The organism is Isoptericola sp. NPDC056618, assembly GCF_042792715.1.
Taxonomy (GTDB): domain Bacteria; phylum Actinomycetota; class Actinomycetes; order Actinomycetales; family Cellulomonadaceae; genus Isoptericola; species Isoptericola nanjingensis.
On the sequence record NZ_JBHTVZ010000002.1, the window covers coordinates 288893 to 301216 of the forward strand.

Genomic DNA, 12324 nt, shown 5'->3' on the forward strand with positions numbered 1-12324 from the left:
CGGGTGCGTTACCGGAAACGTACGGGGTGCACCACCCCGTACGTACCCCGTACGCACCAACTGTTCTGACATTCGCCCAGGTCAGAGTGCGTACGGGGAATCGTTTCAAGAAGGCTGGCACCAGCCTTGGTGGGCGGCGACACCCGACTCGCTGCGCCACCCCGTACGCACTGTCGCTTGCGGACGGTCCAGGACCTCGCACCCCAGGGTGCCGGGCCTTTCTATGTCACCGTGGCACGCGAGATTGCTCCGAAGGGCTCGCGCGGGCGCTGGCCGGTGTGGCTGGCCGTGCCGGTTAGTTGTGAGCCGTGGCGTCGTCCTCGTTCCGCTTCTGCAACTCCGTCGTGATGGCCTGCAACTCCTGCTGAATCTCCGCGAGGGAGTTCTTCCCTCGGGATGAGCCGGTGAGCTTCTGCATTCCTGGCGGATCGCCGTCAACTGCCCGAGCGGTGAGTCCGACTGCGTCGAGAAGGAGTGCTGCGCGTACATGACCGCATCGAGCCGGTACTTCTCCTCGTATCTACGACGCCGGCTCCGCCGATACGACACGGTCACCGTGACGTCGAGCGGGAGGTCGCTCTCCCCCTGGGCAGCGAGGTCCACCGACACTATGTTCGTCAGTTCGTGGCCAGGCCCGAGGCTGTCGATGCGCCGCCCGTAGCGCACGACAATGGCCTCCCGGAGTTCCGGTCCAGATTTCATCAGAGGAAGGGTGCCCAGCGACGGATCAAACGTGACATCTATGTCACGCGCGACCGAGGGGCCAGCATTGCGCACCACGAGGTCCATGCGCTTGTACGCCCTCTCGGGGATTCGGTACTCGGCCACGATCACCGGGCGGCTGCGCTCTCGGCTGTCGTTGGCGGCGTGGACGAGGGTCCGGATAGCGACGATACCCGTCACAGCCGCCGCCAACCCACCGACCGCCGTCCAGTCGAAACCCGTGCTCGCCGTGGTGCTCGTTGGCGCGCTCGCCAGCGACATAGTCATCAGGAGTGCCATGCCCGGGACGCTACGCGGCTGCGACCGCGTCGCGTAGTCCACGGTGGGTGAATCATTCCGATCGACCCGCTACAGCTTGGAACCTCGTCTTCGGGCTGCGTCGATCCTCTGCGTACGTTCGGACGGATCGAGCGGCGGGCGGTAGTCGTCGGTGCGTTGGAAAATCCCCTCACCTCTGATCTGCGCTGCCTCGGCGTGGTTGCCTTCGAGTTCGGCGATCCTCGCGAGATCGAGCCGGGCGGTCTCGTCGTATGGGGAGGCGCTGAGCGCGATCTCGGCGGCGCGGCGTGCGGTGGGCAGTTCGCCGTCCTTCATGGAGCGGGTGGCGACGAGGTGGGCGACGTCGGTGATCGCGGCGGCGAACTCCTGGTCGAAGCGTTCGCCTTCGAACATCCACGTCCAGGAATCGGCGCGCAGGTCGGCGAACGGCTCGCCGCGCACCAGCCGGAGAGCGGCGACCAGGTCGGGCAGGCCGTCGGTGCCACGCGCTTGGGCGCGGGCGCGCAGGCGGCGGAATAGGTCGACGTCGAACAGCACGCCGTGCAGCGTGTACCCAGTCCAGCCGTTCTCGCTGCGCTCGCGGGTGCTCGGGGCTGTAGGCAGGTACTCCTCGCCTGTGCGTGGATCGACGCCGAGGTACTTGCGCAGGTGGCTGACGTCGACGCGGGCGCGTTCGCGCGTGTACCCGAACTCGTCGGACAGCGTGGCCGAGGGGACCCCATGCGGTCGGGCCCACAGGTACGTCATGAGCTCGATGTAGTGGTGCTTGCGCTCGGAAACTTCCTGGCTGACGCCGTGCGCGGTAGCGCGGAGTCTGCCCAGGAGCATGACGCGCGGAACCGGGCACTTGTCGCCCAGGCGCCACAGCTCGAGGTCGGCGTCGAGCGTCGGGTCGGAGGCGAGCACGGTGTCGGTGGTCGACGGCGGTACGGGCGGGGCAAGCGCGGCGACGTCCTGCTCGGTGGTGGCCGCGGCTTCCACGTAGGCCGTGGCAGGCTTAGGCAGCAGCGACGTCGGCCCGGCTTCCACGTCAGGCGCGGGACGCTCGTCGACCAGCGGCTCGCGCAGCGCGCCGGTCTGGTTGATGAACGCCCTGTATCCCTCGGTGATCGTGACATCAACCGGCACGGGCACGTTCACTCGACTCTGGGTGGCGCGGACGATCTCGGCGACCGCCGCGGCCTCGGGCTCGCTCAGCCCGGGCGCGCGGAGGTCGATGCCGAGGGTGGGGACCCGCAGGCGCTCGTCGTCGACCTTGATGATCACCGCCGAAGCCGTGGCCGGATCGGTGAGCGTGACGACGACCGCGCCCGGCCGTGACGCGTGCGCTGCGATGACCTCGGCGAGCCGGGTAACGCCCTCTGCGGGGGCGGCCCCCGAGGCAATGACCACGACGTGCAGTTCCTCGGGGTCGTCGCCGTCCGAGGCCACCGCCGACCGGGTGGCCGCGTCGAGCGCGCGGGCGTCGCCGGCCGCGTAGGAGACGAGCCGGAACTCGTCGAGGTCGGCGAGCTCGTCGCCGAACCCGAGCGCATGGACCTGGACCAGGGTGGACCACGGTGACAGGGCCAGCTCGGCGGCCAGGTGCCGGCCGAACCGCTGCGTCGCCTCGGCCTCGCCGGCGACGGTCAGCACGCCGAACCGATCCAGGTTGAGCAGCCACGCCACGCCTGCGTCGTCGGCACCGATCGACACAAGCATCGGGTACGGCGCGACATCGTCCGTGCTCTCGACACTGGTGTCGAGGGGTGCGGTCCAGCGGGTGCCCGCGCCGGTCCACGGTGCGCCGAGCTCGGCATCGTCGGCCAGGTGCAGGGTCGCCGTCTCGGCCGACAGCTCGACGGCGAGCAGCGGCGGGTAGCCGGACGGTTCGGCGAACGCCGAGGCCAGGGAGCGCAACAAGGCGTCGAGCGCCTGGATCCTGGGTGCCTTCGGGCCGCCCACGACCCGGCTCGTGCGAACGACGGGCATGGTCGCGGCGGGCTCGGGGCCGATGAGCATCCCGGGAGTGCGGAAGCGTAGCTGCGACCGTCGGTGGGCGCGGATCGTCAGGAAGACGGCGCCCGCGAGGAGTGCCCCGGCACCGGCGAGACCCGGCACCAGCCACGCCGGAGCCGACGTGTCGCCCGCGTCAGGGGTGCTGTTGGCGGTGGGCGTGGGCAGGTGCTTGTCCGCGGCGGGAGCGCGAGTCGGAAGTTGGCCGTGGGGTACTGAAGTGTCCCCAGCGCGTGTGGGGATCGGCTCCGTGAAGGGCTCAGCGTGATCTGTGCTCGGGCCCTTGTCGGCAGCGCTCTCGCCGAGCTTCCGGTCGTGCGTGGTGACAGTGTGGGGCTGGTGGTTGGCGGGTGGGGCGGAGTCTTCGTCGGGGATGGTCAGCTTCCATCCGGGCAGGATGAGGTCGGGGTCGGTGAGGCGCTCGCCGTCGGGCTGCACGGTGTGCGACGCCTCGACGATGTCGGGGTATCGGTTCGGGTCATCGAGCTCCTCGAGCGCGATCTGGGAGAGAGTGTCGCCCGGCTGCACGGTGTAGGTGCTCGAGTCCGCTTCCGCATCGTCTGGCGTGGCGCCGCCGTGGTTGTCGTCCGGGATGAGCAGGACCATGGGCGGGGCGATGAAGTCGGGGTTGTCGCCGAGGAGGTCCTTGTTGAGCTCGGCGATCTCGGTGTAGCGCAGGGGATCACCGAGCATCTTGTCGGCGATCCGCCATAGGCTGTCGCCCCGAGTGACTTGGTAGGGGGTCGTTCCGGCCACGGGTGCGCGCGGCTCGAGGCCTGTGGGCGTCGCCACTTTCGCGGCCGGGGACCCCGTTCGGGCCGTGGGCGCCGCTGCTCGCGGTGGGGCGACGGTGGTAGGTCGGATCGGCGCGGTCGTGAGGACGGCCGGCAGCTCGTCGGCCGCGGCCGGTGCGCTGACGAGCGAGCCGGTTGCTGGTGCGGCGACGAACAGCAGTGATGCCCACGCGATCATGGTGCGGGCTGCGCGCTGGGGTCCTGCAAGGCGGCGGATGTCAGGTGCGTGGACGCCGCGCAGCTCGGACACCACCTCGAGGACGACCAGGCCGGCGAGGACGGCCCAGACGATCCAGCCCAGCACGCCGAACGCGACCCAGAGCAGCGTGCCGTCGTCGGGCGCGAGCAGGTTGGTCCAGATCGGGTGGGCAGCGATCCGGGCGGGGCTCAGGTCGAGTGCGATGAGGGCAAGCGGGACGCCGATCACGAGGGCAAGGAGGCCGAGGGTGGCCGCCGCACCTGCGAGTCGCTGCCGAGCGTCGGGCGTCGTCGGGGTGCTCATGTTTCGTCGTCTCCCATGGTGCGGATGACGCGGGCAGTGGCGTCCCCGGTGACGGTGAGGTCGTGGATGCCGATGACGCCGAGGAACAGCGGGTCGTAGGTGTCGCTGACGTCGACGCGGATCGTTGTCCCGCCGGTCACCGTGACTGTGCCGCTGACCCCGGTGGCGGCGAGGTAGTCCTGTGCTGCGGCCCGAGCCTGCCCGACATCGATCGAGGGGTATCGGCCTTGCACGGCGGCGGAGTCGAGGTACTGACCGCCCGTGCGGGCAGCCTGCGCGGCGACGTCGCGAGCGCGTTGCTGGGCGTGCACCTGACCAGAGATGTCGACGGCGAGGCCGACCACGATGACCATCGCGAACGAGGCAAGGACGAGCCAGGTGCTCACCGAGCCGCGCTCGACCTGCCGGGCACACGTCGTGCCACGTTTGAGGCTGCGCCGGCGGCGCGTGAGGCTCATGGGTCGGCCCTCCAGGCATCGACGGGGCTCGTCATCGTCGCGATGACGGTGTGCGCACCAGGGACGCCGGGCACGGAGACGTCGGCGAGGTCAACCGTGCACGAAACGGTCGCCGTCACGGTGCCCGCGACTCCGGGCGGGCTGGCCAGGCCTGTGGTGTCGAGGGTCAGGTGGGTGGCGGCGCACCGTAGTTCCTGGTTGGCCAGTCCGGCGCTCATCCCCTGGGCTGCGGCGGCTTGCGCGTCGTCGACGGTGCGGGCGATGGACGCGGCGCGGGCGGCGTCTGCGGCGACGGCTTGGACGGCCTGATGGGCGATGGCGATCCGACCGCCGACGATGACCAGGCCCACGAACAGCACGAAGGCCGGAACTCCGATGACCGCCTCGATGGCGGCCGAGCCGCGTTCGCCGTCCTCGAGCCATCCCCGCGAGACGTGGCATCGACGCCTGGAGCCGGTCATGGTGCGGTGAGCCGTTCGACCGGGACACTGGCGGACTGGCTGACCACCGGCCGCCAGCCGGGGATGACGGACATCGATCGACCGGTCACGGTGATCGTGGCGGTGGTGGTCGTGCTCTGCCCACTCACGGCGACGTCGTTGAGCGCGTCGCCGCCGACGTCGGCGACGAAGTCCGCGGCTGCGGCCTGACCGATCTGGGTGGTGGCGTGCAGCGTGCCGGCGGCTCGGGCACCTTCGGCAGCGGCGGCGATGGCGACCGACCGGCCGTGGACGAAGAGCGCTCCCTGCAGGGCGAGGAAGACGATGGCAACGAGCGCAGGCAGCAGGACGACGAGCTGGACCGATGCGGAGCCGCGCTCGTCCGTCCGACGTCGCTGTCGCGGGCCGGCGTGCCGGGGAGCCCGGCGGTCAGGTGATCTTGCCGGCTTGGCTGGTGACATAGCTCGTGATCGCGGCGACGACGATGGCGACGATGGCGATGACGGCGACGGCCCACAGCACGTGCTCGATCGTGACCGAGCCGCGGTCGGACTCGTCGTCAGGGCGGGCCAGGTGAGCGCGCAGGATGGTCAGGGCGGCGATGAGGTGAGGCATGGGAGCAGTCCCTTCATGACGTGTTCCCCGAGGAACTGGTGTCGCGGGTGATGGGAGGTTCCTCCTTCCTAGTCAGGTGCTCTGCAGCATGCCGAGCACGGCGGGGGTGAGCAGGAGTGCCATGAACACGACCCCGAGGACGGAGCCCGGGATGGACATGCGTTCGCCGATGGCGTTGGCCTCGGCGAGTTCGTCCCCGAGCATGGCGGTGCGCATCGCGGCGGACCGGGCGCGCAGGTTCGTGTAGACGCCGGCACCTTCGGCGCCGGACAGGCGCATGATGTCGGCGAAGTCTGCGAGCTCGGGTAGCCCGAGCTCGTCGGCGAGCGATCGCAAGGCGTCCCAAGGTGGGGTACCTGACCAGCGGGAGCGGCGGAGCTCCTCGGCGAGGCGGGTGAAGACCCAGGAGTTGCCGACCTCGGCGGCGGTCTCCATGGCCTGCCGGGTGCCCGCGCCGTTGTGTCGTTCGGTCGCGACCAGGTCGATGTAGGCGGACAGGGCGCGGCGGAACTCGGCGCGTGCCTTCTTCGCGTCGTCGAGCGCGTTGTAGTTCGCGAGGAAGAACATCACGGCGGCCAGCCCGAGGCCCGCTACGGCAGGGATCGCCACGGGCAGGTCGATCCCGAGCAGGAGGAACACCGCGCCGAGGAATGGCGGGATCGCCAGCCCGAGCGCGGCGAAGATCAGCTTGTCGGCGTAGAACCGCGTCAACGGGATGCGCAGCAGCGCGAGCTCGCGCACCGGGGTGCGTACCCACAGCGACGGCGGCAGGGTGCGCATCGCCCACACGCCGAGCCGCTCCTTGCCGGCGAGCTCTCCGCTGCCGGTCATCGTGCGCCTGGCTCGGTTGCGCGCCGGGGTGATGCGCTCGAAGGCGTCCGTGACGTCGACGTGACCTGGCCGCAGGCGGGCGACCAGGAGGACGACGCTGAGCCCCGTCGCAGCGGCCAGTGCCATCACGAGCACCAGGGACGACGTCATGGCCGGGCCCCAGACGTCGTGGAGGCAGCCGCGGCCGGGGTGCCGTCGGCGGTCGGGATCAGGATGCGGGGCCACGGCTTGCCGGCGGCCATGCGCTTCATCCACACCAGCGTCGCGACGTACGCGGCCAGGAGGAGGACGAGGACCAGCTGGCCGACGGGGGTCCGGTAGTTCTGGGTGTACGTGCTGGCCAGGGACAGCACGACCAGGACACTGGCGGAGATGGCCGTGACCCAGCGTGCGGTGGCGCGTGGCTTGGCGCGGTCGGCCTCGACCTGGCGGCGAGCTCGGACGTCTTCGGCGACTGATTCGGCCAGTCCTTCGAGGACGGAGGCGAGGCCGGTGCCGCGTTTGCGGGCCGCGAGGATGAGGTTGGCGGCGATCAGGTCGCCGGTCGCGTCGCCGAGCTCGTCCGCGAACGCGCGCAGAGCGTCCTCGGTACGCCAGCGGGCCCGCAGCCGGGCGGTCAGGCGCGTCAGCTGTGGGGCGATCGGCTCGGGGGCCGAGCGCATCGAGACGATGATCGCCTGCTCGAGGCCTATGCCGACGGTGAGCACTCCGGCGAGGGAGCGGGTCCATTCCTCCATCGCTTCCAGGCGTGCGATCTGGGCTTTCGCGCTGGTGGTGGACATCAGTGCGGGCAGGCCGAGTACCGCGGCGGGGACCGCGATCACGGCCAGCACCCAGCCGGTGGCCCACCACGCGAGGAGTCCGCCGCCGAGGCCGGCGACGAGCATCAGCCGAGTCCGGGGGGCCAGGCCTCGACGGGCAGCCGTCGAAGCGCGCGGGGTCGGCGGTGGGCTGGGGATCAGCCCGACGACGATGGCGATGAGCCCGACGCCGATCAGGGCGCCGAAGACCATGACGATCGGCAGCATCACCTCGCCTCCCCGTGTTCGGCGCGGTGTTGGGCGGCGAGGTAGCCGGGCAGGTCGAAGCCGACGTCGGCCAACACCCGGTAGTCGTCGGGCAGGACACCGGGGACGGCGTCGCCGCCGGCACGAGAGGTGAAGATGTGGGTGGTCGCGTACCCGGTCTCCCGCTCGCCCGGCGCGACGGCGACGATCTCGGCGATCCGCCGGGTCCGCTCGAGGTCGCCGCCGGGGCTGCTGGTGGCCGACAGGTCGAGGTGGACGACGAGGTCCACCGTGGCGGCGAGCTTCGAGGTCGCGAGCTCCTGGGTGACGTGGCGGCCGGCCTCCATTGCGCAGGTGACGAGCTTGCGGATCGCGGCCACGGCTCCCGAGGCGTGCGTGGTGGACAAGGAGCCGGTGCCGGACTCCATCGCCTTGATCATCGCCCAGATCTCCTTGCCCCGGACCTCGCCGACGATCTGGCGGGAGAGGTTGAAGCGGAAGGAGTCGACGAGGGCCTCGTCGAGGGTGAACTCTCCTGGCCGGCGCCCGTCGGGTCCGATCTCACCGGTGCCGGGGCGGGCCTCCCAGGCGCGCACGATCCGGTGCCGGTCGGTCAGCTCGTGCAGGTGCAGCTCGTACTCGGTCTCGAAGGTGCCGATCGGTTCCCACGGGTCGATCTGCGCGCACAGCGCCCGCACGAGAGTCGTCTTCCCGGCGCCCTGCGCTCCGGAGACCACGATGGACTTGCGCGCCCGCACGGCCGCGACGAGGAACGACGCCGCAACCGGGGTGAGCATCCCGAGCTTGACGAGGTCGTCGAGAGTGACCTCGACCAGGCGGTGGCGCCGGATGTTGATCTGAGGGCGGGGGCACACCCAGGCGTTCGCCGCGAGCCGCGCGCCACCGTCCAGGCGCAGGTGCAAGGTGGGGTGTGCTTCGGAGAACTCGCGGGCGTTGACCTCGGAGCGGGAGGCGAGGAAGACGAGGAACTCGATGAGGTCCTCGTCGGAGTCCGCCACCGGGGGCGCGGTGAGGACGGTCCCGTCGGCCAGCTCAAGCAGCACATTGTCGTGCCCGGTGATCATGATGTTCTCGACCCGGTCGTCGTCCACCAGCGGCTGGAGCCGGCCGAGGCGGAACAGAGCGTCGAAGGTCGCTCTCGCCAACGCCTGCTGCTGCGGTAGCGTCCACACCGGTAGGCCGGCGTCGATGCGGTCGGCGAGAGCAGCTTCGACGAGGTCGAGGATGATGGTGCGACCGAGCTCCTCCTGGTCGCCCTTGGTCAGGGTCCCGTGCTCGCTCACGGCCTCGGACAGCTGGTTCGAAGCGCGGGACCGCAGCTGCGCGACGAGCTGCCAGTCGACGTCGTCGACGGAGATTGCCGCTCTCGCGGTGCGGATGGGGTCGACAGTGGTCATGCCGCACCGCCCATTGACTTCGGTCCGGTGGTTCCGGTGACGTCGCTGGTGAGCTCGTCACGGTGCCGTGCCACCGCGGTGGTCATCGCCGCGACCGCGGCGTGCAGGCTCCGGGACAAGGGGTCGGAGGAGAACCGGCGTGGCGGCGTCGCGCCTCGGTGGTAGACCGCGGCGCCGGCCGGGTCGTCGACGATCGACGCGACGACAGGCAGGCCGAGCGCCCTGGTGACTTCCTTGGCCCGGTACGGCTGCCCTTCACCGATCAGCATCAGGCCGGGCTGGCGCCACTGGCCGGCGGGGGCGCGCAGATCCTCGGCCCGGGGCCGGGCCCCGGCGAGGGCGGGCAGGGTGGTGCGCGTGACCAGAAGCGTCAGGTCCGCCCAGGCGAGGAGGTGGTCGGGCGAGCCGGTGAGGCCGAGACGGCCGGCGTCGATCAGGACGTCCTGGCCGCCGCGCTCGAGGTCGGCGAGTGCCTCCGCCAGCGGGGCCCACAGGTCGTGCAGCCCGCCCGCCTGGGCGGGTGACTGCACTCCGACGAGGTAGCTCACGGTGGTTCCCTCGATGGGGCGAACGACGTCGCGGAGAGCATCGGCGACCGGAAGTGGTGACGAGGCGAGCTCGAGCAGTCCGGACTCGTACTCGCGGGCACCGCGCAGGAAGCCGGCCAATAGTCCGTTGCTGCCTGAGGGATCCGCCTCGATCAGCAGCACCGGCCGTGGCCAGACCGTCGCCAGGCCGACCGTCGTCGTCGTCACCCCCGGCGAGCCGGTGGCCGAGCACAGGGCGATCACCGCCATCGGGGTCACCTGCTCCGGGAGTCGAGCACGAGGTAGAAGTTGCCCGCCGCCACCCTGGCCGCGAGCACCGGTCCGTCCGTCTCGGGGACGAGCACCGAGACCACGGTCGCGCCGGTCTCGGGTGCGAAGCTGACGCCTGCGACCTCGGCGGGTGTAAACGCGGGATTGCCCGCGGCCTCCTGCCCGGAGCCGGGCGTGAGGACGACCTTGACCCGGTCGCCAACCTGCAGGTCGAGGCCGGTCGCCAGTTCTGCGGGCAGCGTCACCGGCACCAGCGATTCCCCGTCGGCGGGAACCGCGTCGGCCTGAAGCATTGCGCCGGTGATGAGGGAACCGGCCGACAGATCCGCGGCTGCCCGCTGCCCGACGATGTTCTCGGCACGCGAGGCTGGAAGCGGGTTCAGCGCGTCGTCGGAGTTGATGTGCGCCGTGGTCAGGTCCTCGGAATCGATGACAGCGCCGCGCGGCACCGCACTGGCGGCCACGAGGACCTCGATCCGGTCGTTGGAGCGTGTCCACATCCACCCCACCGCGAGACTGGACACGAGGGCCACCACGACCCCGGCTGCAACGACGGCAGGGCGCCGGCGCAGCCGCGGTGGGGGACCGAGGGCCGGTGGTGCCGGTTCGGTCGTCTGACGTGAGGTTGTGGTGGTCATCGGTGACCTTCTCTCCCGCAGGTATGCCTCAGTCCGTCGTGAGCACCTGCACCTCTCCGACCGCGATCTGGACCGACTCGGTGAGCCCGTCCAGGCGGATGGTGCCGGTCTGTCCGGCGCCCTCCCAGGTGACGACCCAGTCCGAGGTCGCCGAGACGGTGAACTGCTGGCCCGGCCGGTCCACACTCGAGGTCGAGTACACGTGGCCACAGTCAGGGGACTCCGAACGCCCGTAGCTGGCGGCGTACGGGGTGCCCGCCCCTTGGCAGGTCACGACGGTGCCGTCGCCCATGTCCCAGGCGATGTCGTGGATCCGGGCGGTCGCGGTCACAGTGATGCCACCCGCGGAGGCCGATGCGGTCGCCGGGCCCACGGTGCTGGGACCGGGGTCGACCGCCCACATCCACACCGGCATCCCGACCACACCCTGGGATCCCTCGCCCGGTTCAGGTGCGATCCCGATGGTGATCGCGTGCAGGTCCATCTTGTCGACAGCCATCTCCGCGACCTGCCGTGGCGAGGGCCCCGTGCCGGATGCGTCCGGGGGAGCGGCGAGCCACATGTACACGCTGATGTCGACCGGCAGCGGCTGGTGGCACCCGTAGACCGCGCCGTCGTCGTCGGGGGAGTGGCCCTGCCACGCAGGGTCGTCGGGACCGGGTTGCGGTTCAAGGACCCGGATGTAGCACTGGTGCGCGTTCGACCAGTACCCCAGGTCGCTCTTGCAAGGCACCGGGCCGGCCTTCACCGTCGTGAAGCCCTGCTTCGACGGGTCGAAGTAGCACGGTGAGCCCGAGCCGGAATCCTTCGGTCCATCCTTGTGGTCGGCGCCATTCCCGTTATCTGCGGCCGGCTGGGCGTTCTCGTCCTGGCGAGGGGGGACGACGACCGCGACGAGACATTGGCCGGTTCGGGGATCGGTCCGCTCGCAATCCGGAGCTCCACCCGCGGCGGCGGGGGCGGCCTGAGAGATCAGGCCCGCGAGGGCGACAAAGAGGCCCAGCGCGCGGGTCAGGACTCGGTGTCGCATGGCGCTTGCTCGAGATCCACGCTCGTGGACACCCGCCACCCGTCGTCGGGGTCGGTGTCCCACGAGTAGTTGCTCACGGTGTGGCGGACCCAGCCGGTGTCGGCCCGGTCGTCGGCGACGATCGACTTCCCGTCGGCATCGACGACGTCGACACCGGACACGTCGTAGCAGACGTCGAGCTGGATGGTGGGCACGGTGCCGGCGTCAGGATCGGAGTTGTCGAGGTTGACCGACCCGACCGCGACCTCGACGAGCTTCGTCTCGCCCGTCTGGCGGTATCCGTCGCGGCGGTCACGCTTGAGCTGCTGCTCCCAGACGCTCAGGTCCTTGCTGATGGCTACCGACTCGAGGCGCGACAGCGGCTCATCCGGCTCCGCGCCGAGGGCGTCGATCACGGCGTAGTACTGGTGCAGCAGTTCCGTCGCGTTCTGTGCGGCGACCTCGGAGTCGGTGGTCGGTGAGGGTGAAGGATCCGACGTCGGCGTGCTCGTCGACGACGTCGTGGTTGGGGTGGGCGTGGGGGAGGCCTCGGTGCTCGGGGTGCATGCGACGAGGACGGCAAGCAGTAGGACTGCTGTCGTCGGCGTCCCAGCTCGTCCCCATTGGCGCATTCCTGCGAGGCCCTTCGCCGAGCACCGCACTCCTTCGGGCGGTACACGAACGACTCCACCGCGACAAGCGCGGATGAAGACGTACTTGCTCAGGTATGCCATCACTCACCCCGTCCTGCAATCCGAAACCGTGCCCGAGGCTTCGTGCCGAAGCCAGAGGGCGGC

General features: G+C 70.6%; 13 protein-coding genes. All 13 read right to left on the minus strand.

Going from position 1 to position 12324, the window contains the following annotated elements:
* Positions 1-105: 105 nt before the first annotated feature.
* Complete coding sequence (locus ACFQ8T_RS04410; protein ID WP_430545338.1) at positions 106-1002, minus strand: hypothetical protein; 897 nt, start codon at positions 1000-1002, stop codon at positions 106-108.
* 69 nt (positions 1003-1071) lie between these two features.
* Complete coding sequence (locus ACFQ8T_RS04415; RefSeq protein WP_430545339.1) at positions 1072-4293, minus strand: LysM peptidoglycan-binding domain-containing protein; 3222 nt, start codon at positions 4291-4293, stop codon at positions 1072-1074.
* Positions 4290-4751, minus strand: a complete 462-nt coding sequence (locus tag ACFQ8T_RS04420) for a TadE/TadG family type IV pilus assembly protein (protein WP_430545340.1) — start codon at positions 4749-4751, stop codon at positions 4290-4292. The genes ACFQ8T_RS04415 and ACFQ8T_RS04420 overlap by 4 nt, the downstream gene beginning before the upstream one ends.
* Positions 4748-5212, minus strand: a complete 465-nt coding sequence (locus tag ACFQ8T_RS04425; protein WP_430545341.1) for a TadE/TadG family type IV pilus assembly protein — start codon at positions 5210-5212, stop codon at positions 4748-4750. The genes ACFQ8T_RS04420 and ACFQ8T_RS04425 overlap by 4 nt, the downstream gene beginning before the upstream one ends.
* Positions 5209-5652, minus strand: a complete 444-nt coding sequence (locus ACFQ8T_RS04430) for a TadE/TadG family type IV pilus assembly protein (RefSeq protein WP_430545342.1) — start codon at positions 5650-5652, stop codon at positions 5209-5211. Before ACFQ8T_RS04430 ends, ACFQ8T_RS04425 begins: the two co-directional genes overlap by 4 nt.
* A complete protein-coding gene (locus tag ACFQ8T_RS04435; RefSeq protein ID WP_430545343.1) occupies positions 5621-5806 on the minus strand; it encodes a hypothetical protein in 186 nt (61 codons plus the stop codon). Before ACFQ8T_RS04435 ends, ACFQ8T_RS04430 begins: the two co-directional genes overlap by 32 nt.
* A 72-nt stretch (positions 5807-5878) precedes the next feature.
* Complete coding sequence (locus ACFQ8T_RS04440; RefSeq protein WP_430545344.1) at positions 5879-6787, minus strand: type II secretion system F family protein; 909 nt, start codon at positions 6785-6787, stop codon at positions 5879-5881.
* Positions 6784-7665 (minus strand): type II secretion system F family protein, encoded by an 882-nt coding sequence (locus ACFQ8T_RS04445; protein WP_430545608.1) that lies wholly within the window; start codon positions 7663-7665, stop codon positions 6784-6786. The genes ACFQ8T_RS04440 and ACFQ8T_RS04445 overlap by 4 nt, the downstream gene beginning before the upstream one ends.
* Positions 7665-9062 carry a CpaF family protein gene (locus tag ACFQ8T_RS04450; protein ID WP_430545345.1) on the minus strand — a complete coding sequence of 466 codons (1398 nt, stop codon included), beginning with the start codon at positions 9060-9062 and terminating at the stop codon, positions 7665-7667. Before ACFQ8T_RS04450 ends, ACFQ8T_RS04445 begins: the two co-directional genes overlap by 1 nt.
* Entirely contained in the window at positions 9059-9859 is an 801-nt protein-coding gene (locus ACFQ8T_RS04455; RefSeq protein WP_430545346.1) for a hypothetical protein, read from the minus strand. Before ACFQ8T_RS04455 ends, ACFQ8T_RS04450 begins: the two co-directional genes overlap by 4 nt.
* Positions 9860-9864: 5 nt before the next feature.
* Positions 9865-10518 carry an SAF domain-containing protein gene (locus ACFQ8T_RS04460; protein WP_430545347.1) on the minus strand — a complete coding sequence of 218 codons (654 nt, stop codon included), beginning with the start codon at positions 10516-10518 and terminating at the stop codon, positions 9865-9867.
* A gap of 28 nt (positions 10519-10546) precedes the next feature.
* A complete protein-coding gene (locus ACFQ8T_RS04465; RefSeq protein WP_430545348.1) occupies positions 10547-11548 on the minus strand; it encodes a hypothetical protein in 1002 nt (333 codons plus the stop codon).
* A complete protein-coding gene (locus ACFQ8T_RS04470; protein ID WP_430545349.1) occupies positions 11530-12261 on the minus strand; it encodes a hypothetical protein in 732 nt (243 codons plus the stop codon). Before ACFQ8T_RS04470 ends, ACFQ8T_RS04465 begins: the two co-directional genes overlap by 19 nt.
* Positions 12262-12324: the final 63 nt, after the last annotated feature.